General features: G+C 32.0%; 20 protein-coding genes. 3 read left to right on the plus strand and 17 right to left on the minus strand.

Annotated elements, in window-relative coordinates; translation table 11 throughout:
- Nucleotides 1-151 precede the first annotated feature (151 nt).
- Nucleotides 152-922, plus strand: coding sequence for an alpha/beta hydrolase (locus ABF633_RS16335; protein ID WP_415524953.1), 771 nt, complete (start codon nt 152-154; stop codon nt 920-922).
- Nucleotides 923-924: 2 nt separating this feature from the next.
- On the opposite strand, the gene ABF633_RS16340 is transcribed toward ABF633_RS16335, so the two are convergent.
- The 12 genes from ABF633_RS16340 to ABF633_RS16395 form a co-directional block, all read right to left on the minus strand.
- The gene (locus ABF633_RS16340; protein WP_415524954.1) at nt 925-4,419 is read right to left on the minus strand and encodes an AAA family ATPase; all 3,495 of its coding nucleotides are present in this window, start codon (nt 4,417-4,419) and stop codon (nt 925-927) included.
- The gene (locus ABF633_RS16345) at nt 4,406-5,629 is read right to left on the minus strand and encodes an exonuclease SbcCD subunit D (RefSeq protein WP_415524955.1); all 1,224 of its coding nucleotides are present in this window, start codon (nt 5,627-5,629) and stop codon (nt 4,406-4,408) included. The genes ABF633_RS16340 and ABF633_RS16345 overlap by 14 nt, the downstream gene beginning before the upstream one ends.
- Nucleotides 5,630-5,985: 356 nt before the next feature.
- A complete protein-coding gene (locus tag ABF633_RS16350; RefSeq protein WP_415524957.1) occupies nt 5,986-6,582 on the minus strand; it encodes a 50S ribosomal protein L25 in 597 nt (198 codons plus the stop codon).
- A gap of 297 nt (nt 6,583-6,879) precedes the next feature.
- Nucleotides 6,880-7,674 carry an ABC transporter permease subunit gene (locus ABF633_RS16355; protein ID WP_415524959.1) on the minus strand — a complete coding sequence of 265 codons (795 nt, stop codon included), beginning with the start codon at nt 7,672-7,674 and terminating at the stop codon, nt 6,880-6,882.
- Nucleotides 7,675-7,716: 42 nt separating this feature from the next.
- Entirely contained in the window at nt 7,717-8,514 is a 798-nt protein-coding gene (locus ABF633_RS16360) for an ABC transporter permease subunit (RefSeq protein WP_415524961.1), read from the minus strand.
- Between the two features lie 5 nt (nt 8,515-8,519).
- Nucleotides 8,520-9,401: an ATP-binding cassette domain-containing protein gene (locus ABF633_RS16365; protein WP_415524963.1), complete on the minus strand. Its 882-nt coding sequence runs from the start codon at nt 9,399-9,401 to the stop codon at nt 8,520-8,522.
- 32 nt (nt 9,402-9,433) lie between these two features.
- Entirely contained in the window at nt 9,434-10,063 is a 630-nt protein-coding gene (locus tag ABF633_RS16370; protein WP_415524965.1) for a TetR/AcrR family transcriptional regulator, read from the minus strand.
- A 128-nt stretch (nt 10,064-10,191) separates the two neighbouring features.
- Nucleotides 10,192-11,700, minus strand: a complete 1,509-nt coding sequence (locus tag ABF633_RS16375) for an FGGY-family carbohydrate kinase (RefSeq protein WP_415524967.1) — start codon at nt 11,698-11,700, stop codon at nt 10,192-10,194.
- A gap of 67 nt (nt 11,701-11,767) precedes the next feature.
- Nucleotides 11,768-11,914, minus strand: coding sequence for a hypothetical protein (locus ABF633_RS16380; RefSeq protein ID WP_415524969.1), 147 nt, complete (start codon nt 11,912-11,914; stop codon nt 11,768-11,770).
- 78 nt (nt 11,915-11,992) lie between these two features.
- The gene (gene abc-f / locus ABF633_RS16385) at nt 11,993-13,648 is read right to left on the minus strand and encodes a ribosomal protection-like ABC-F family protein (RefSeq protein WP_415524971.1); all 1,656 of its coding nucleotides are present in this window, start codon (nt 13,646-13,648) and stop codon (nt 11,993-11,995) included.
- Between the two features lie 403 nt (nt 13,649-14,051).
- Entirely contained in the window at nt 14,052-14,357 is a 306-nt protein-coding gene (locus tag ABF633_RS16390) for a hypothetical protein (protein ID WP_415524973.1), read from the minus strand.
- Nucleotides 14,358-14,390: 33 nt separating this feature from the next.
- Nucleotides 14,391-15,290: a serine hydrolase gene (locus tag ABF633_RS16395; RefSeq protein WP_415524975.1), complete on the minus strand. Its 900-nt coding sequence runs from the start codon at nt 15,288-15,290 to the stop codon at nt 14,391-14,393.
- Between the two features lie 402 nt (nt 15,291-15,692).
- On the opposite strand from ABF633_RS16395, the gene ABF633_RS16400 reads away from it, so the two are divergent.
- Entirely contained in the window at nt 15,693-15,845 is a 153-nt protein-coding gene (locus ABF633_RS16400) for a hypothetical protein (protein WP_415524977.1), read from the plus strand.
- A gap of 210 nt (nt 15,846-16,055) precedes the next feature.
- Here ABF633_RS16400 and eutC read toward each other — a convergent pair whose 3' ends face one another.
- From eutC to ABF633_RS16425, 5 genes are all read right to left on the minus strand, one after another.
- On the minus strand, nt 16,056-16,778 hold the full coding sequence (gene eutC / locus ABF633_RS16405; protein WP_415525005.1) for an ethanolamine ammonia-lyase subunit EutC: 723 nt from the start codon (nt 16,776-16,778) through the stop codon (nt 16,056-16,058).
- Between the two features lie 25 nt (nt 16,779-16,803).
- Nucleotides 16,804-18,159 carry an ethanolamine ammonia-lyase subunit EutB gene (locus tag ABF633_RS16410; RefSeq protein ID WP_415524979.1) on the minus strand — a complete coding sequence of 452 codons (1,356 nt, stop codon included), beginning with the start codon at nt 18,157-18,159 and terminating at the stop codon, nt 16,804-16,806.
- 211 nt (nt 18,160-18,370) lie between these two features.
- Complete coding sequence (locus ABF633_RS16415) at nt 18,371-19,222, minus strand: amino acid permease (protein ID WP_415524981.1); 852 nt, start codon at nt 19,220-19,222, stop codon at nt 18,371-18,373.
- Nucleotides 19,223-19,264: 42 nt separating this feature from the next.
- Complete coding sequence (locus ABF633_RS16420) at nt 19,265-21,205, minus strand: GTP-binding protein (protein WP_415524983.1); 1,941 nt, start codon at nt 21,203-21,205, stop codon at nt 19,265-19,267.
- A 241-nt stretch (nt 21,206-21,446) separates the two neighbouring features.
- On the minus strand, nt 21,447-21,575 hold the full coding sequence (locus ABF633_RS16425) for a hypothetical protein (RefSeq protein ID WP_415524985.1): 129 nt from the start codon (nt 21,573-21,575) through the stop codon (nt 21,447-21,449).
- A 602-nt stretch (nt 21,576-22,177) separates the two neighbouring features.
- Here ABF633_RS16425 and ABF633_RS16430 point away from each other — a divergent pair.
- A complete protein-coding gene (locus ABF633_RS16430) occupies nt 22,178-23,074 on the plus strand; it encodes a hypothetical protein (RefSeq protein WP_415524987.1) in 897 nt (298 codons plus the stop codon).
- Nucleotides 23,075-23,087: the final 13 nt, after the last annotated feature.

Here is a 23,087-nt window from a genome sequence, read left to right on the forward strand (position 1 = left end):
AAAATTCAGATGGGGTAAAAGAATCCCCACCTGAATTAAGAACTTGCTTCAATTTTACATAACTTTACAAATCTTAACCAATAAAAATAAGTTAATGTAATAAATAAATAGTATAATATAATAATATAAAACACATATGGAGGTATTTTTAGTGCAAAAGTCAGTAGAAATTAAAAATAAAGAATTAACTCTAAGGGGAATGCTGCATATTCCTGAAAAAGTTGAAGGTAAAATCCCTATAGTATGCATGTTTCACGGTTTTACCGGTGATAAGCTTGGCTCCCACTTTATGTTTGTAAGATTATCAAGACTTCTAGAAAATAAAGGTATTGCTACCCTTAGATTTGACTTCATAGGTAGTGGAGAAAGTGATGGAGATTTTGTTGATATGACTCTCACTAAGGAACTGGAAGATGCTAAATTAATTCTAAGTTACGCTAAATCCCTTGATTTTGCCGACACAGATAGAATAGGAGTTTTAGGCTTTAGTATGGGTGGGGCTGTAGCAAGTATGCTCGCCGGAGAATACAAAGACAATATTAAATCCCTTTGTCTATGGGCTCCAGCTGGAAACATGGCAGAAATAGCCACTAATGGTAAAAGCAAAGATGATATTGAAAAAGTACGTAAAATTGGATGCTATGATTTAGATGGATATCTTATAGGCATAAATTTTATAGATGATTTACTTAGCTTAAACATATTTGATAGATCTGCTTCTTATGATAAAAATGTATTATTAATACATGGCACCGAGGATACATCCGTTCCCTTCAGCACATCAGAAAAATACCTAGAAATCTATGAAACCCGTGGAGTGCTGCATAGTATTAATGGCGCTAACCACACTTTTACCAGTAGAGCTTTTGAGAATGAAGTTCTTGATTACACAATAGGCTTCTTTGAAGGAGAGCTAGAGTAACTCTAGCTTCTCTCTATTCTAACCTTACTGCCGCCCATTCCAGCTTCTGCAGCTGTTACTATAAGCTTTACGGGTACTCTATTTTTTATTGATTCAACATGACTTATTATGCCAATGGATAATTTATCATTATGAATTTTCTCTAGGGAATCCATAACCACTTCCAGCAAATTATCATCAAGGGTTCCAAAGCCTTCATCTAAGAAAAATAACTCTAAAGGTGCTGTACCCTTTAATTGTATCTGAGCAGATAATGACAGTGCTAAGGCTAAGGATGCAACAAAGGTTTCTCCTCCCGATAAAGTGGATGCATCCCTTTGTGCTCCTCCATTTTTATAATCTCTAATAAGAAATTTACCATTTTCATCAACTTCTAAACCGTAGTTTCCCCCTGTAATCTCCTTTAGACGCTTACAAGCTTCAATAGATACATATTTTAGCTGATTTGCCGCCACAAATTCCACAAACTTTTTCCCCTTGAATAATTTATCCAGGTCATCTAAAAGACCTAATTTATAGTCTAATTTCTCCTTATTTTTTAAAAGCTTCTTTTTCTCTTCTAATCTTTCACCTATGACTTTAACTTCTGTTTCTAATTTTATTTTATCTTCCTCTAAGACTTTTAGTGTTTGGGCTTTCTCATTTTTCACCTTTTGTATTTCAATCCATTGTTCTTCCGTTAAACTTCTATTATTCATTTTCCCTTTAAGACTTTCTATGGTACCAGCAAGCTTAGCAAGGGAATCCTTATATTCTCCTATTTCCAGTTTTAATTTATCAATTTCATCTTTAATTATAAAATTATTTTTAGCTTCATCTATATTCTCAATACCTTCTTCAAGCAAGGCACCTTCAAGCTTTTCTCTATCATTAATACTTCTTTCCTTTAAGCTTGATAACTTACTTTGAGTGGAGATTATATCACTATTGCATTGGTTGTACTGTATTTCTATTTCATTTTTAGCCTTTTCTGCTCTTTCATATTCTTCTTTTATTCCCTTTATAGCTTGAGATATTTCTTGCTTAAGGCAAGCTAAATCCTCTACCTCTCCTACTTTATTTTTTATAGATCTTTCTTTTTCTTCTATATTTTTATCTTTTTCAATAAGAGTAGTTTTCTTCTCTCTTAAATCCTCTCTTAGAATTCCTAAGGATTTACTCAAAGTCTCTTTTTGCAATAATTTATTTTTTAAACTGTCCCTTAAGAATTTTATTTCCTTTTCCAAAGTGGACTTTTGCTTTTCTTTTTGAGAAATCTCCTTGCTCTTATTCTCAAAATCTTCAACATCTAATTCAATTTTTAATGCTTCTAATTTTTTATTTGTCCTTTGTAATTCGTCATCTATTACATTTAGATCTCCTTGCAGTTTTTCTGATTGCCGTTTATTTTCAATTAATCTTGTATTTTCTTTACCATATTCAATACTTAAGTTACTTTTCTCCTCACTTAACGCCTTAATTTTCTTATCCAAATCAGTTTTTTTAGCATTAAATATATTTATGTTATCTCTTAATCTATTAAATTCATTTTCAAGTACATCCACAGAATTAGCCTTAAATTCCTCACCTAATTCAATAATTTTAAGTTCCTTTTCCTTTATATTTTCCTCTTCACTTTTAATAGTAGTTTCCAGCTTTATTGTCCCTTCAGTTAGCAGCTTATATTTTTCTTCTCCACTACTTAAATCTATTTTTAACTGTCCTAAATTACTGAAATCAAAAATTTTAATTTCATCTCTATGATGATCCTTTGAACCACATACAGGGCATGGCTCTCCTTCTAGTAATGATTCTCTTAATATATGTGCCAAATTTTCAGTTTCAAGTTTCTTTATACTATCATTTATTTCATTAATTTCTTTCTCTAAAAATATTTTTTCTTCCTTTTTAATATTTAGCTCTTCTTTAAATTTTTCAACAGTTGCATTACTTTTACCTATATAAGCACTATATTCCCTATACTTATTCCACTTATCTCTTACAAAGGATAACTTTTCTTGAAGAGTTAATAGCGTATTCTGATCTCCAGGACAAACTTCTACCAGCTGCTTCAATTCTTCATTGTAACTAATCAGCAAGTTTTCTTTATTTTCAAGTTCTTTCAGTAATTTTTCACTTTTCTTTTGAGCCTCTCCAGCATTTTCCAGAGTAGTTTTTATATTCACAGATAAATTACTTTTCTGTTTTGTTAAGTTCTTATAACTATTTAAAATTACTATGCCTTCATTAACTTTTTCCTTATATTCTTCAGAAATTTTTAAAGTTTCTACCCTATTTTCTTTAATAGTAATATTAGCATTAATCTCATTAATATCTGCTTCATTTTTTTCTATGCTGGTATTTGTATTTTGCAGATTTCCCTCTATATTGATAATTTTCTTTTCCAATAAATTCTTTTGCTGTTTTATGGTATCTAGTACGTTCTTTTCCTCTATTGCATCTAAAGCTTTCTGCTCTTTCACATTCAATAAAGGCAGTTCCTTATCTTTTTTATTTTTAGCTGTTTCTAATAAGGATTCCCTCTTTATTTTATTTTCCTTTACGGCTTCTATTTTATTTTTTAAATTCACCAGTTCACTGTCTACATCCTTTATTTGAACTAAAGCATTTTCATAATTATCAATATAAGGCTTAACCTTTAAGACACTTTCTCCTAAGGAAACTTTTCTTTGGCTTTCATCTATTTCTCCTGCTTTTTCTTTAAGTTTATTTTCTCTATGTAATTGCTCCTTTAATTCATTTTGAATATCCCATAATTCTTTACCTTTATTAAAAGCCTCTTCAGCATTTTTTAATTCTATTTCACATTTTTTACATTGCTCTTTTTTTCCTGATAAACCCTTTACTTTTTCTTCCAGAATTTTATCATTAATATCTTCATATCCCTTTAGTTCACCTTCAAGGATGCTTGCTTTCTCTTTTTCTTCTTTAGTCTTATTGTTCAACTTAATAGATAGATTATCTCCGTATTTTTGAAGGTTAAATAATCTTTCCAGCATGTTTCTTCTGTCTTTTCCCTCTAGCTTTAGAAATTCACTAAACTTTCCCTGCGGTAAAACTACAGTCCTTGTAAAATCCTCTAGCTTTAATCCAATTATTTCTTCACATTTTCCAGTTACAGTCTTAGCGCCTTCTTCTAAAATTATTTCATTTCCCTCAGTTATATCTACTATTTTGGCGGACTTGCTCCTTACACTTCCTGTTTTATGATCTCGCTTAAATTCTCTATCTACTCTATATCTTTTTATTTCTTTTGATGATATCTGAAATTGAAAACTTACATTCAAAGTATCACAATTCGTATTCATGTAGTTTGAACTTTTTCTTGCCACTTCTCCATATAATGCCAGGGTAATACCATCTAATATTGTAGATTTACCACTTCCAGTAGGTCCAAATATACCAAATAGTCCTCTATCAGTTAATTTTTCAAAGTTCACATCCTGACTATCTATAAAACTATTTAAACCTTTTATTTTAAGTTTAATTGGTCTCATGTTCTTCTTCACCTTCCTTTATAATAGATAACAATAGATCTATTACCTCTGGTTGCGGTTCAACCTTTCTTTCCTTTAAATAAAATTCTTTAAAAATATCCTGAAAAGATTTTTCTGAAAAACTGTTTATACCTATATCCTCACTATTTTCTCCTAATATTTTAGGTACAATTTCCAAAATATCTTTTTTAGTATTTTTCATTACCTTTATTTCATCTTCTCTTATATATCTATCTGTAGCTATTTCTAAGTAAACCCAACAATTCTTTTCTCTGTTTTCCTGGCATTTAGCAATGGCCTCTTCAATACTTTCACATTTCCACACTTCTATGGGTTTATACACTTTAAATTCTACTTCTTGAATATTGCACGGTTCACCCGCTTTTACATCTACAATGAAACATTTCTTTTTAAAATTAATTTCTTTTTTATTATAATGTATTGGTGATCCAGCATATCTTGCTCTTTTATCTGTACCTGGTACTATCTGCGGCTTGTGAACATGGCCCAAAGCAATGTACTGGGCCTTCTTAGGAAAACAGCTTCCATCTACAATAAAACTTCCACCAAGCTGAATGCTTCTCTCCGACCCTGACTCTTCACTCCCCATGGCAAATAAATGCGACACTGCTATATTTATAGTATCTTCTCTATAGTTCTTACTCAGAGTTCCAAATAAAGTTTTTATCCTATCACTATAAGACTTTAATCTTTCTTCTTCCTCATCCATTGCTCCATATAAAACTTCATTCAGCCTTTTTTCACTTGGATATGGCACTGTAAGTACTACAGCTTTTTCACCCTTTATTTTAACCTCAACAAAGCCTTCACCAGAATTAATAACACTATTATTGCCATACTCGCCAGGGATAACCACTGATTTTGGAGTACCCACCATTATAATTCCATGATCTCTAGCTAAAGGCCCTGCTGCTACTAATCTGTCTGGATTATCGTGGTTACCTGCTATAACTAAAGTTATTCTCTCTCCATTAGCAGACAACTTCTTTAATGTATCATAGAACATTCTTTCTGCTCTAGCTGGTGGATTGGGACTATCATAAACATCACCGGCAATAATTATTAGATCAATGTTATTATTTTCAACTATTTTTACAAAGTCCTCAAGAAAGGCCTCTTGCTCATCCATGCGACTATAACCTTCTAAATTTTTACCTAAATGCCAATCAGATGTATGTAAAATTCTCATTTGCTTTCTCCCCAAACTAAAAAATATTTACACTGTTACTATTTTGTTTTTTATTGACTTATAACTATATTATCAACAATAAAATCAAATTGCAAACGTACGTTCCGAATTTTATCAAAAATAAAATCATAAACAACATTAGATAAAATCTAGCTTATAATTTTATGCAGTATGAATATTTATTTGGTCATTGCCATAATTTCATCTCAATAAAAATTGGCAATATTTACACACCTGTTGTATAAATATTCATGCTGTAAGTACCAAAAAACACGCAGAGTATTTTACTTTGCGTGTTTAAAATATTTTATTCTATATTATCTTATCTATAATTGTATCATTTTAGATAACTTTAATTATTCTTCAGTTTTTGCCTCTTCAGTATCAGCTTCATCTTCAATTTCCTTTTCAATTACTAAGTTTGCTACAGATGCATATACTTCATCTATTTTATCATGAGTCTTTATATTTTCATTTAAATTTAAATCCTTAAAGGTAATTGTATCTCCTGCATTTTTTTGAGACACATCTACATGTATTACCTCTGGCATTAAATCTATTTTTCCCAGAACCTCTGCTTCCTGTTTATTAACATTAAGCTGAAATTGCCTTGCTCTCAATTCTTCTTCACCTTTAAATACAATAGGAATTTGTAATTTCACATCTTGATCCTTGGACACAAATTGCAAATCTACATGTACAATTTTATTTGTAACTGGCTGTCTCTGAATTTCCTTAATAAATCCAAATTTCTTTTCATCTCCAAATTGGATTCCCAATTTTGCATTCATTCCATGCTTTGAAAGAATCTTTTTCAATGAGGCCTCTTGAATTTTTATAGCTTCTGATTTTTCAGAATTGCCACCATAAATTACACCAGGTACAAACCCCTCTTCTCTAAATTTCTTTGTCTTCTTTACTCTCTGTGTTACATCTAAAACTATTTGTTCCACTATAAATCACTCCTCTTAGCTTTTATAAGCCAATTTTAATGTTTGAATCGCTAGCATCCGTAAGAGTTTTATTAAAAATTCAACTTCTCTACTCGTGCGGTAACGTTAGTGATTTAAATATCTAGTTCTATTATAACACTGTTGTCCAGTTCATGCGAAAAAGTTAAGCAGCTGGCTAATTAATAGATTTAAAAAATAGGCTAACTAAAAGTACAAATTCTACTTTTTAGTCAGCCTATCTTTTCTAATAAGAGAGATGTATTAAAATCTATCTCATTCATCAATACAACTGCTAAATCAAATGCTAAGGTCACGCTTTCGATAAAAGAAATATGTGGAAAAAGAGAAAGCAGCCACAAGTATAAGTGAAAGTATAACTATACCAAAGTTGAGACCATTACCATCTACCAGACTTTTATAATCGAAATATTTAAAGGGTGACAGCAGATTAAGTCCATTCAATCTATCGCTAAAATCCGTTATTTTCGATATGACAAAGGACACCAACAGTATCCCCACAGAAAGGGAACCTGAAGTTTTCGGATTTCTCATGAATGACGCCAGTGCCGTACCTATTGACAGAAAGATGAGTTGAACCATGAACATACTCAAAATGAACATGCTTATCTCACCTGAAATATCTTTTCCTTTGTTATAAGCAGCAACCATAGTAATAGATGAAACAAGGGTTACCACATTCAGTATAATGATATTCACAAAGGCAGCAAACAGCTTTGAAGTTATTATTTTAGTTCGCGATACTGGTTTAATCATCAAAAACTCGGTGGTCTTGTCACGTTCCTCTTTTGCAATAATGCCTGCACCAAGCAATACAGCGTGGATAGCAGCTGTAAGTTCAATATAAAGAAACAACATGGCAAAATAACCAGCCATAGTAGTCACATCGAAGGAACCCATTCCAAGCAGTGCTTTAATGGAATAAGGCAGATTTTTAAAAACTTCATTATTCTGCCCACCAGCAGAATAAGCCGTATACTTGCCCATGCCGCTGACAATCAACAAGAACATGCATACACTCCATATGATTAGTGCTTTTCTGTTAGCCTTTAGTTCTCTTAAGAAAATATTCATAATCAGACCCTCCTTTTAATCAAAACCTGAAAGCAGCCCAGCTCACACGGCATGAATATCCTTTTTAGTATAAATAAAATAGCTTGTAGCAATAGACACCGCAACAATAACTATACCAGCAATGAGATAGGTCACCTCATAACTTGAATTTTTAATTATATAGGAAATATCAAAATATTTAAAAGGTGAAATTAAACGTATTTCATCATTTTTGCCAGTAGCTATGAGCGCACCCACAATAAAAAATCCAAAAACTGTGCCTAGAGAAATGGGAAGTACGGATTTCAGCTTTGTAAAAAACACTGAGACAACCACTCCTATTGCCATGAAAATAAGCTGGATAAAGAACAGTGTAAGGTTTATCATAAAAAACACTCTATAACTGTAATCTGATGTTTTCACAAGGTTGGCAAGTATAGAAGCTGCAACATAATAGATCACATTAGTGGCTAAAAGCATGGTTAGCGCAGCCACAAGCTTAGCACTAACGATGGCTGCACGTGAAACAGGCTTCACCAGGAGAAAATCTGCCGTTCTTTCCCTAGACTCTTTTGAAATAATAGAAACCCCAAGATTCATTGCCTGAATAGCTCCACAGAGCGTTATAAATGAAAATACCATTGAATAAAATCCCAATATAGATGTTATATTGCCAATGGAAATGCCCATAGCCGCCCTCACTGATGCAGGGTAGGCACCAATCAGCTTTTTAAAATCTGCAGCGTCGTTTACAATTCCAGGATATAAAGAAAAATAAATCACAGCCAGCGCTATCATAGCACATGTCCATATAATTGTTGATTTTCGCAGGGACTTAAGCTCGTGCAGATACATATTCATACCCTTTAGACCTCCTTTTCATAGTAATGCATGAAGATTTCCTCAAGATCAGGTTCTTCAATTGATATATTGTGAAGTTCCATTTCAGCAATTTTTTTCATAATTAAGTTGACATCGCCCTTAAATATAAATTTAGCACTATTGCTTTTAACCTGAAGACTGTTTACTCCACTGATATTGAAATATTCTTTTGGAATATCAGATTTTGCTTCTACACTAATTCTCTTATAATTGTTCTCCTTCAGTGTACTCATCTTTTCAACCTTGATAATTCTTCCTTCTTTTATGAACGCCACCCTGCTGCACATACGCTGTACCTCACTGAGGATATGTGATGAAAAAAACACTGTGGCACCCTTTTTATTTTCCTCCTCAATGAGTTCAAAAAACTTCTGCTGCATTAAAGGATCAAGGCCACTTGTTGGCTCATCTAGTATAATCAGTTTTGGCTCATGGAGCAGCCCTTGCACAATGCCCACTTTCTTTTTATTGCCGAAGGAAAGGTCATCTATCTTCTTTTTAAGATCCAAATTCATAATCTCTGCAAGTTCATGGATTCGCTGTGTGCAATCTTTTTTGTAGAAGCTGGAAGAATATTTAAGCAAGTCTATTACCTTCATATTGTCGTAGTAAAATACCTCGGATGGTAGATAGCCAACTTCCTTTCTTACCTCCGGATGCTCAATGCAGCTCTTACCAAAAATGGTTGCACTGCCTTCTCCAGGATAGATGAGTCCCAGCAGTGTTCTGATAGTAGTTGACTTTCCTGCTCCATTTGGTCCTATGAATCCAAAAATTTCTCCCTGCTCCACATTTAGATTTACATCCACAATACCTCTGGACTTGCCATAGTTCTTTGTTAGATTTTTGATCTCGATAACGCTCATTGTCATTACCCCCTTAAATTTTATTTTGAGATTTATTTATAAAAAGTATCTTTCAGCATATCTAAATATAGCTCAAATTCTTCTACCAACGCATTGGCATCAATATGTGATCTATAAGTTGGATCACTTTTTATATGATCCAGCTCCCGGTTACTGAAGCCCTGTGCAACCCAGAATATTATTTCCAAAACGCGTTTTATATCCATGCCGGCTTTAAATCTAGATGTGTCGATATTATTAAACAACCTTTTATAGCTGTCTTCTAAAACGTTTTTCATTTGGTTCTCCAGTTCCTGCTTTATTTCTTTACTGTCCTCTACAGCTGAAGCTAAAATAAAATCATACAATACAGGATACTTTTGAATTAGTTCCATCTTTAAAAGTACTATCTGCCTCCACCTTTTTATGATATCAGTCTCATCATAATTCATCTTGTTATAGAATTCATTTAAAAATACATCTTTAGAATAATCGTAGAGAAATAGGAATAATTTTTTTTTGTTACTAAAATAGTGAAAAAGCAGCCCTTTAGAAATATTAGCTTTTTTCACAATCTCATTTGTAGAAGCATTTTTATATCCCTTTTGTGCAAACTCCTCTAATGCAGCGTTAATAATAACTTCCCGTTTTTCTGGCTCAAGGTTCATAAACTTAGAAATCAACCTATCTACCTCCTTATGCTAGAGCTTTTGACCATATTGGTCAATGTAATTATAACTCCATTGACCACATGAGTCAATATATATTCTAAACAACTTCAACAGTATAACAAAGTTTAATAGCATCTATCTTATTTAATTACTTTTAAAATGTTTTTTTGAATCTTATATTGATCCTTATAGAATTTAGTATTATCTAAATTAGGTGTATACTTATTATTAACTTTTAAACTACTACTTAATGCCATTTTTAAATCTTCAACATTACCTACTGCATAAGACCCAATAATGCAGTTTGTTAGCACTGCCCCTTCTGAGATTTCAAGCGTCATAACTTCCCTGCCTATCATATCCGCCTTAATTTGATTCCATAAATTATCTTTACTTCCACCTTCAGTTATTGTAATAGCATTAATATCAATACCTGCATTTCTATAAATATCAGTAATATCCAAATACTCATAGGCAATTGACTCTAAAATAGCTCTCCACAAAACATATTGGTCAGTGTCTAAGGTCATATTTATGAAGCTACCTTTAAGATTTGAGTATTCTCCATGTGTATCAGTTAGATATGGTAAAAAAAACACACCATTACATCCTGGAGTAACTTTTTTTGCTTCTTTGCTTAATTTTTCATAATAAGCATCATCATCTGACTTCTTACAAATATTATCTTTAAACCAGCGTAAAGACAATCCACCAGTTCTTACAAATCCCCAATAAAAATATGTATCTTCTAAAGTTCCAGAGTTGAAAATGAGACCACTTCCCCTTCTACTTAACTCAGGTATAATTCCATTTGTAGAAACACAGAACATGGCACAGGTACCTGCAACATCTACCGCCCTATTTGCTTCAATTATTCCGTTTCCAAGCATAGATTGCATGGTGTCACCAGCACCGGCACAAATGGGAAGTCCTTCCTCAAACCCTGTTTCTTCAGCAGCTTCTTTTGATAAACTTCCGATAATATCCCAAGGCTTTACAATTCTAGGCAAATAGCTTCTATCTATCCCCAGAATCTCAAGTTGTTCATTTGACCACTTCTTGTCATAAACGTGATATCCAAGTCCCCAACCAGACATGGTCCCCCAATCAATAAAAGCATCTTTACTGCTTAACCCTGCAAGTCTAGACAAAATATAGGGTGCATTATGCACAAACTTTTTTCCTCTTGCTTTAAAATCTTCATTATTGGCTAAAATCCATCTTGCATGCATAGCTGGAAACATACAGCTTGCATCAGCATTACCTGTTTCTTTTTGCCATATTGATAAATTTAAATTGTTAATAGCTTCAACATCGCCTTGAGTTCTAGAATCTAAATAATTAATATACGGTGTAATAGCCTTTCCACTCTCATCTACTCCAACAATTCCACATATGATGCCATCACCCATAATGGATTTAACTGAACTTACTGGTATTTTTTTATCCTTTAGCTGAAGGGCACACTCCTTCATTCCCTTTTTAGTAAGATATAAATATTCGTCAGCATCCATTTCCACCCAACCAATATGAGGATATTTTAGGGTAGTCTTGTTCACTGATTTAGCTATACAATTCATATTTTTATCGTATATTGCAACTTTAACACTTTGGGTTCCAGCATCAAATCCAAGAAAATATTGCTGCATTTTAGCACCTCACTTATCTTTCAATAATCCAATATCATATTTTTCACATTAAATTATTATATCTTAATCATCTATATCTTATATATTCGTCTTGTTTATCTACTCCATTCCATCCCAGTGCAACTTTACTTCCTGGTACAAATACATACTGGTATCCATCAAGTTCATATATTCCCGTTATAAGATTGGTTTCATCACTAAAAAAAGTAAGCATCTTATTTATATTTTACCATAATTCTGTCATACTAATATAATAAGAGACGATAAAAAAATATCGTCTCTTATTATATCTTTATCTTGTTTTTAACTTCATCTTTAATTGCTGTATCTCATTTAATATTTTATAGTATTCTGTATCCAGCTCCTTAATATCATCCTTCTTAGAAGGAGCAGATAATTTACCTATAATTTCTGAAAGACGATTTTCAAGTACAAGTATTTGTTTTTTAATCTCTTCTTCTCTATCAATTACAGGATTATTCCTTTTCTCCATATATTCTTCATAGGTTCCCTTTGAAGCTTTAATCTTGTGATTTTCAATATATAGAATATTATCTGCTATGGCACTTATAAATCTTCTGTCATGAGAAACCAATAGAATAGTCCCGGAATAGTCCTTTAATACCTCTTCCACAACCTCAAGGGAATCTACATCCAAATAGTTAGTTGGCTCATCTAATATGAGTAAATTTATATCGCTTAGTATGAGCTTTGCAAAACAAACTTTAACCCGCTCTCCTCCGCTTAAAATTTTAACTTTTTTGTATACATCTTTATCCTTAAATAAAAGTCTAGCCAATGTAATTCGAATAAAGGTTTCATCGTAGATACTACCTTTAGTTACATTTTCCAGTATGCTCAGTTCTTCCTCCACAATATCAAGACCTTGACTATAATATCCTATTTTTAGTCCCTTAGATTTTTTTATTAAGCCTTCTCCCTTTACAATCATCTTTAAAAAGGTGCTTTTCCCGCAGCCATTAGGTCCTATAAGAGCATTTTTCGAGTTATTGCATATAATAAATTCTGCATTTTCAAATATAATTTTATTCTTGAAGGATTTATTAATATTATCGCCCTGAATGATTACACTGCTATAAAGCTTATTTTTATCTGGTACATCTAATCTTATCTTTTTTATCTCGTTTGGCTTTTCCTTTATATCCATATGGTCTAATCTCTTCTCCATATTCTTTATGGTTTTATTAAGATTAGCTTTTGATTTCTGGCCACCCATTTTATGAAGTCTTGCCTCAGAATTACCCATACGTGTAGGTGTTCTCTTTATAGAATTTTCTCTCCTTTTTACCTGCTCAACCGACTCTTTAATCCTTCTTTTTTCTCTATTATATTGTTCATATTCAAGAGCTGCCCTGCTAAGTTCCTGATCTTTCTGTTCTCTATAATCACTGTAATTACCTTTATATTCTTTAATTTCACCTTTATTTAAGTCAAATATCTTATTGCATAATCTATCTAAAAATTCTCTATCATGGGATACAATTATAAAGGCACCTTTGTATTCTTTAAACTTTTTTTCCAGAAACTCTACCCCTTCAATGTCTAAATTACTAGTAGGCTCGTCGGCAATTATAATAGAGCTATTTTCATAAAATCCCTTGGCAAGCTTAAATCTAGTCTTTTCTCCACCGCTTAAATGATCATTCCAGGTTGTATTAGCTCCAAAAGCTTTAGCTGCTTTACTATTAATGCTTCCCTGCTCCTCTTTATCAAGCTGCTCTATTATGCTAAAATCACCATAGGTTTTAATAGATCCCTCATATTCACTGTCTATTCCAGCAAGTATATTTAGCAATGTAGTTTTCCCTTTCCCATTGGTACCTACCAACCCAATTCGGTCTTCTGAATAAACTTTTAAATCTTCTATATTAAATATAAGTCTATCCCCATAATATTTTTTAATATTTTTACATTCTATTAACAGCACAAAAAACCCCTCCTTAAACCCAGAGAGGATATAACTTTCTAATATAATAATTACTATAAAAGTACAATACAAAGCGCATTTACATGATAAAATGCACAAATAAACCTATGACAGAATCATAGATAAAATAATAAATACTCTTACTGGTAATAAAGATATTATAAAAGCAATGATACACTATCCACTCATAGGTTTTAATAAAATTAAGCGCAAAAAACTCCAAATATACTTTAAAGTTTTTAATTATTTTACTAAATAGTCCTTTAAGTGAATTACATTCTCATGGCTGCAAATACCTTTACCCTTTCATATATTTATTAAATAAATTTGTACTTTGTGTTTTTATTGTAGCATGGGATTATAATAAAATCAATATGCCCATAGCATCAACGAAAATTATCACTTATTGCTTTAACTTCTTATAAATTCCATCATACAAGTACTCTATATGTTCTAAATCCACATTATTCTTTTTTAACATATCCATCCTCATTTTGGCCCCATTAAGTGCTTCTCTAGCTTCATCAAATTCCTTTTGTCTTATAGAATTATTTGCATACTGGAGTAAATAATCTATTCTTAGCACCACCTTCGCTAAATCTTCTCTATGTTCATTTACTAATTTTAAAATCAATTCATATATCTTAGGTGATGTCTTTTGCTTTGCATCATATAAAATATCACTATTTATAGCCGTTTTTTTAGGCATTTTTTATCACCCCTTTGTATCTTTTTGTTTATTTTAATCTAATTCATCATATATTTTTTTAGATAGCTGAGCAATAAACTCATCACTACCACCCTTAGTCATAATTGATATTACATAGGGATTATTTCCGTAAACAACTGCAACATCATGATTATAAGCTCCATTTATACCAATCTTATGGGCTACTTTTACCGGCAAATACTTGGGGATTTTTACTTTATCCCAACTTGTATTTTGTAGGTTATTTATAGACTGCCCACCTTGATTATATATTGATTTCATTAATAATGCTGTTTCTTTTGCTGAAAATTCTTTTGCGAATTTAACTATATTTCTTGATATTATATTGCTTATGTAACTTTTAAAAACACCATCATTTTTGTTGCAAACATAGTATCCTAGCATATTCGAAGCCAGATTATCAGAGTAACTGCAGGTATATTTTAATAATATAACAACACTGATTGATTTACCATCATATATATTATTTTGTAACTTACCTGTTCCACCTCTAATCATAGCTCCTGGTATATCATTTACATAATCATGATATTTGAATTGAGTATCTGCACTTATAATGCCTTCATTGAGTTTCTTTTGTGTGTATAAAATTCCTGGCAGTTTCCCTGTACTTGCAGAGTAATAAATTTTATTTTCATTTATTCCAAAATTTTTTCCACTTTTCAAATCGATACAATATACTCCAACATCTTTTGAACCTATATATTCTCTTGCAGTTTGTTTGGCACTTTCAATTCTATCTACTTGTTTAGCAATATTATTTAATGATGAATCAGATAAAATTGTTTTTTCAACAAGTACTGATTTTTTCTGCTCAAAATTTCTTTCACGAACATTAAATCCTACTACTGTGGGCATTAATAGAATCATAATTACTCCACTTAGAGTTAATGCTAATTTCTTTTTCTTCATTGAATTCCCTCTCCTAAATATATAATAAAATTAAATTTTTTAATTACACTATATATTTACACATTATCTCATTATAGTATTCATTAGTTTCACCATTCCACCCATTTGTTGATTTTATCCGATGACTACCATCCGTAATACTCCCAACTTCTATCAAAGTGGAAGATAACGGATGCTACGTCCCTGGATAACGATTTCTAAGTTTCAGCTGGAGAAAAAAACTCCACCTGAAACAAAGAACTCTGTTTATACTAAAGATACTAATGAAATCTTTATAATGTTTCCATGATTGTAAATATGCTGGTGATTTCACTTCTCGTTATTAACAATTTATCAATAAGTGAATAAAACTCCAACATATGGTAACAATCTTTAGTAATAAGCTTGAATATGGAGGTTATTATGGAAAAAGCAGATACTACTATAAATACAGCTATTACTGTTACTAAAAAGAATAGAGTTTTAATGAGACAACTAGCTAAAGAATTACTGGTTATAGGTGCTATTACAGAAAATGAATCTGACTTAATTATTGCTAAAGCAGATAGTGTATAGTGAATAGAATTTCAATATATGTCAATAATCTAACTACAATGATTTTTCTGAATCGTTGATCTCCTTTAAACTATATATTTTTAATTTAATCCAAAGAAAAGGTACACTATTAAAATAGCGTACCTTTCTGCTGATTATTTATATATTTTATACTCTCAATGTTCTCCCAAATCTCTTTCTTAATCCACTCTCTCCTGATATATAAAATTTTTATATTTTCAAATCAACACCACTTGTTTTTTCTTTCATCATTACTTCTACTAAATGCACTATTTGCGCTCCTGCCTCCACCGGTGGTGTTCCGTTTCTATGAATATTAGATATTACAGTTCTTTGTGATTCTGGCTTTTTCGTGCTGGCTTCATAGGCCATATAACAGCTCATGCTTTCACCTGTAGCAAGTCCTGGCCTTTCACCTATAAGTATTATAGTAACCTGTGCATTTAAGGCCTCACTTATCTTATCCATAGTTGCAACTCTTGCAAATTTAACAAATATAGGAGTTCCTACTTTATATCCCTTAGCATTTAGGCCATCTAATATTATCGAATATATATCTTTTAAATTTGCATTGATAGCTGTAGAACTAAGTCCATCTCCTGCTATAATTTGAACCTGTGGAAAATGTACACAATTCTTTTTAATACATTCAATAGTCTCTTCAGAAAATGCCCTACCAAAATCAGGTCTAGTTATATACTCCTCTTTATCTTTAACTAGAGTCTGAACTTTAAAAAATTTAAGTTCATCGATTAATTTTTCATCTACTGTTGACCAAACAGCATCCATAGCTACGGCATGATCTGCTCTAAATTTAAGCAAAGTATTTGTCTTAAATCTTGTTCCAGCTCTTCCAACACATACCCTGGCTGTAGTAGATTCTTTAAGTCTTATGCACATTTCTTCATCTAAAGGATTGTCTATACTTATCAGCTTATCTTTCAATTAACTCACCACACTATCTAAATATAGAAGGATCACCAGCTTTTTCTGTTAATCTTCCATCTTTCATTATTTCTAATTCTTCCATTCTCTTTTCAAATTCATCTATTGCTCTTTTGCCTGTTAATTCTCTTAAAGTTGCTATATCATGATAACTTGAGGATTGATACATAAGCATAACATCATCGCCACAGGGAATACCCATAAAATAATTGCAATTTGCCATAGAAAGAAGCATCGCTAAATTTTCCAGGTCATTTTGATCAGCTTTCATATGATTTGTATAACAAGTGTCAACACCCATTGATAATCCCGTAAGTTTTCCCATAAAATGATCCTCAAGTCCTGCCCTTATAACTTGTCTTCCGTCATATAAATATTCTGGACCAATAAAGCCAACCACCGTATTAACAAGAAATGGATTGTATCGTTTGGCAAGGCCGTAACATCTTGCCTCCATCACAAGCTGATCAGCACCATTATGTCCTTCTGAGGAAAGTTCTGAGCCCTGCCCTGTTTCAAAATACATAAAATTAGCTCCCTTAGAACTTTTCTTTAGTTTCATTAATTCATAGGCTTCATCTAATAAGCCTACACTTATTCCAAAAGCTCTATTTGAAATTTCCGAACCTGCTAAGCTTTGAAACATCAAGTCTATTGGTACACCTTTTTTAAGAGCTTCCATTTGAGTTGTTATATGTGCAAGCACACAATTTTGTGTTGGTATTTTCCATTTTGTTGTAAACTCATTGAATTTATTTAATATATTAGAAACACTGTCTATTGTGTCTACTACAGGGTTAAGTCCAATTACAGCGTCTCCAACTCCATAGCTTATTCCCTCCATTAAAGAAGCCATTATCCCGTCTATATCGTCTGTGGGATTATTAGGCTGAAGCCTTGCAGACAATGTTCCTCTTTTACCTATGGTAGTATTACAAGTAGCTGTATTACAAAACTTTTGTGCTCCATACACTAAATCCATATTACTCATGAGTTTAGTTACTGCCGCTACCATTTCTGAAGTCAATCCATCTCTTATTGCTTTTATTTCTTCTTCCTCACTGGAAAGTATAAAATCTCGAAATTCACCCACAGTAAGAGACCTAATTCTTTTATATTGTTCTTCATTAACAGAATCCTGAATTACTTTTGTAACCTCATCTTCTTCATAGGGTACCACAGGATTATTTCTAAGTTCCTCTAGTGTGGTATCTGCTAAAACAATTTTTGCTGCCACTCTTTCAGCAGTACTACTGGCAGCAATTCCTGCCAGTATATCTCCTGATTTTTCTTCATTTGCTTTTGCAAGTAAATCCTTTATGTCCTCAAATTCATAAACTGTATTAAATAATATTGTCTTTAAATTCATGGAAACCACCCGTCTCACTTAATTAGATTGAAGCAAGTTCTTAATTCAGGTGGGGATTCTTTTATCCCATCTGAATTTTAGAACTGCAAATGCATGGCTTACTTGGCGTTGAACTCCCACTTGAAGAAAAGCAGAGAACCAAAATCTTTTTTTGATTTTGTGTGAATCACTTTCACAGAGTGCGTGGGAGATTTACGCCAAGTTAGTCAGGTTAAATTGCCTTTTCCTGGTTCTCCTCTACTGACACTGATGCTGTTAGCTTTGAGTATACAAAATAGTAAATAAAGGCTACAGCAAAAGCTAGAATTACCCAAGATATTGTTGAAATATTTGAATATATTGTTGTTACTAAAAATATACAATTTAATACTATAGCTATTATAGGTAAAGCAATAGAAACCTTATAGGGTCTTTCCATATTTGGCTCTTTCTTTCTTAAAAGAAAGAATGCAACCATACTTATTGCATGAAGTGCAATAGCACCAAAACTGGATATTACAATTATTGTTGCAGTATTATTTAAAAGCACAAAGAGCATTCCTATAAGACTTGGTATTATTATTGCTGCAACAGGTGCTCCTTTTGAATTAACATTTGATAAAAACTTAGGTAAGTATCTTGATCTAGACATTGCAAATATCTGTCTTGAATATCCTATAATTATTCCATGAAGACTTGCTATAAGTCCAAATAAACCTATAAAACTCATTAGCTTAGATAATATGTTTCCCTTTCCAAATATAGCATCTAGTGTATCTGGCAGAGGTGAATTTGTAACTCCTAAAGTTTTATTGTCAAACTCTTTTCCGCTGTATGCTGTCAGCATTATTATTGATTGCACAATATTTTCTTTAATTAAAAGTTCTGCTGCTTGAATTCCATCTAACTTAGGCATTTTTATATCCATGAGAACGAGATCAGGTTTGCATCTTCTGCAAAGTTCAACTACCTGTAATCCGTTGGATGCTTCCCCAACAACGCTATATCCAGCAGATGTAAGCATTTCACATATATCCATCCTGGTAATGGGTTCATCTTCTGCTACTATTATTGAACTGCTCATTTCTATAATCACCCCCATCATATATTATGATTTAAACATAATTTAATGATAATTACAATGTACACAGTGCATATACCCCTCTGCCTCATCTCCGCTGACTAAAAATGCTTGTCCTTTTGAACAGAAAATAGAAGTGGATGTATAGTCAATGTCAGCATTTTTATTGTACCCTATTCTTTTTATTACTTCTTCCTCATTGTGACAAATATCATATCCATCAAAAATAAAATTTATTTTTCCCTTACCTTTTGTTAGTGCGGTAAATTCTATTCCATAATTCATAAAGGTAGCCACAGGACCCCTTCCTGTTATAATAGCTCTATTAAGAAAGGTTTCAGGAGCCTCAAAGAAACCATTTAACTTTTGTATATCGGATAAAATCCTTCCCATATAATCTATATCTGCCTCCATTTTAAAGCGATAATATGGCTCTATCAACACATTTTTTGCATTTTCCAGCCCCTGTCTCAAAGCTCTAAATGTTGCTTCTCTGAAATCCCCTCCACTGGTATGTTTATTATGTGCCCTTCCAGTGATCAAAGTAATCTTTAAATCAGTTATAGGCGAACCAGTTAATATGCCATGATGCTCTCTTTCATAAATATGTGTGCAAACTAAATTTTGATTTCCAATGGTTAAATCATCAGAATGACAAACATTATTGAATATAATTCCGCTATTTCTCTCTGCAGGCTCTAATTTAAGATGTACCTCAGCATAATGTCGTAGGGGTTCAAAATGACCACAGCCTCTTGCTTCTGTTAAGATAGTTTCTTTATAAAGTATTTCACAAGGACCGAAGTCTACTGATAGATTAAATCTCTCTTCTACTAGCTGCTTTAAAACTTCTAGTTGAATAGTTCCCATAATGTGAACCTGTATTTCATGAAGTCTTTCATCCCAATTTATATTTAAAGCAGGATCTTCTGCTTCTAAAAGCTTAAAATAACTTAAAACATCTTTTACATTTAAGCTATCATCAAATATAACTTTTGATTTTAATGTTGGAACCATTTCATAATTAATTTTTTCTTTTAATGCGCCAACTCCATCTCCTATAGCTGCACTGGATAACCCGTTTACTGCAAAAATATCCCCTGCAGAAACCTTATCTACAGCTTTAAACTTACTTCCATTGTAAACTCTTATTTGATTTACTTTTTCAGGTATTTCTTCTCTAACTTTTAAAGTACCACTGAGAGCCTTTATAAAGGTTAATCTATTTCCCTGCTCATCATGACGTATTTTATATATTAGACCACTAAATTCTTCTTTATCACTGTATTCTGTAAAAGTTAACAGATCTAATGTTTCTAGAAAGCTTTCTATACCAATATCCATCAGCGCTGAACCACTTAGACAGGGAAATATTTTATTTTCTTTAATCATATTCTTCATGGAATTTATCAATTGATCTTTCTCATAGTTATTTTCTAAGTATTTTTCAAAAAGTATCTCATCACGTTCTGCAATAAACTCTATAATCTCAGAACTGATTTCTCCCCTATTAAAAGACTCTGTGATGAAACAAACATCTTTAGTTAAATTCAATGAAATCTCTTTAAGAACAGCCTCGGCATTTGCCCCGGTTCTATCCATTTTATTAATAAAGAAAAATGTTGGTATACCATGTTTTCTAAGCAGCTGCCATACTATTTCTGTTTGTCCCTGAATCCCCTCAACACCACTTATTATAACAATGGCATAATCCATTATTTTAATAGCTCTCTCCATTTCCGGTGAAAAATCTGCATGCCCCGGAGTATCTATTAAATAATAAGTTGAGGAATTATAATCAAAAATTGCTTGGTCTGAAAATACAGTGATCCCTCTTTCCTTCTCTATATTATGACTATCTAAAAAAGAATTTTTATAGTCAACTCTTCCTCTATTTCTAATGCTTTTTGTATGATACAGTACTTGCTCGGCAAATGTAGTTTTACCAGCATCTACATGAGCTAATATTCCAATTGACTTATTCATTTCTAGCACCTCTATAAATTGATTATATAGATTATTATAAATTAAGCATAACTTTAACTCAATGCGACTATATAAAAGACTATATTTATTATGAAAATTTGCTGTGAGTTTTATTTAATACTACTGGTACATTAAAAAACAGAGCAAATTAATATGCTCTGTTTACTAACCCTATTCCCATTTTTTACATAGAGAACAGTCACTATAGCAGAAATTGAAAAAGTACTGAAATTTCTACTTGCTACTTATTTGGCAAACCTCTAACAGGTTTTCTCATATTTGTGTCCGTGTCCATGGTTATTGGATTTGCTGTCTTTCCATTTTGAGTTTTGTTATCATTTTTAGACTTTCTTTCCGATTTTGTAGGCATAAAATCCACTCCTTTCTTTTTTACTTTCCCCAAGCTTAAAAGGAGTTATTCTATTTATACTCTGTTTTTTCAGCCATTGTATAAACTTCTTGATACAATTTTACTTTTATATGTCGTAGTTAGAGATTTTGATCAAATTACAAATTAAAGTTTATATTGTATAAAATCTTTATATAATGTAAAATTAATGTGTAGAATAAATTAATATAGTTGCATGTTAATTCATTTTACAGGCTGACTAGAAAAACTAGAGGCCATTGAAAGTGAGGAAGTATTCATCATTTTTAATGGCCTTTTTTTGTCTTTTCAGTTTTATCCGATGACTATCAACTCTAATCCCCCCATCGCACTCTGTGAAAGTGATCGAATACAAAATAAATTTTGTTTTGCCTGCTTTTCTTGAAGGTGGTAGTAAAGAGTGGCTACGTCCCTGGATAACGACTTACCCTAAAGGACAACGATTTCTAAGTATCACAAGCCGATACTAAGAATTCTGTTTATTAAAAGATCACTAATTTTTCAATATAAGAGTATAAGACTGTAATACATGACAATTTTAAATAATGAAATATATAAATTTCAAAACTAGAAAGGTAGAAATTATGAATAAAGAATTATATTACTTTATAAAAAATTTATTTGATGAAGATGGGTATAATACTATATTAAAAAACTATGGTGTTAAACAAATTTTTAGTAGTAATCCACTAATTGGTGTAGCTGATGGAAATGACCCTATATTTGAAAAGTTTAAAGAAGTAGTAAGTGCTGATCATTTAACTCCTAAAGAAATATGGAGAGATAATAATTTACCTTACCTTAACAATTTAGATAATTCTATTCGTGTACTTTCCATTGTGTTTCCATATACTTCATTTATAAGAGATAAATATTCCAATGGCTCTGATTTACCACCAGAAATTTACTCACTATCCAGACATATTGCCAGCTATTTTATACCTGATGTATTATCTAAATTAGCTGAATACATTAAATCCAAAGGATTTTATGCAGTAGTAGGTATTAAAAGTCCATCCTTTAAGGAGAATGTAAGCAGTGCAGACAAGCTATATGCTACTTGGTCTGAACGCCATGCTGCTTTTGCAGCAGGACTTGGTAAATTTGGTCTTCATGCAGCTCTCATAACTGAAGCTGGCTGCAATGTAAGACTTGGCTCTATAATTACAAATGCACCTCTTGAAATAACACCTAGAACTGATGATGAGCCTTATGGAAATTGTTTATTCTACAAAAATAATACATGTAAAAAATGTGTTGTCCATTGCCCTATAAATGCTGTATCAGAATATGGACATAATAAAATTATTTGTTTTAAACAACGTAATAGAGTGAGGGATGAAATGAGAGCGCGTCTGGGCGGAATTATTGATGACTCTATCAAACATTTATGCTCAAAAGATAATTTAAGAGCAGGCTGTGCTCTATGCCAATTTGATGTGCCTTGTATGGACAAAAATCCAACTAAATACATTAAATAATTATTAAAATTTA

The sequence above is a fragment of the Clostridium sp. genome (genome assembly GCF_047718555.1).
Taxonomy (GTDB): Bacteria; Bacillota; Clostridia; order Clostridiales; family Clostridiaceae; genus Clostridium_I.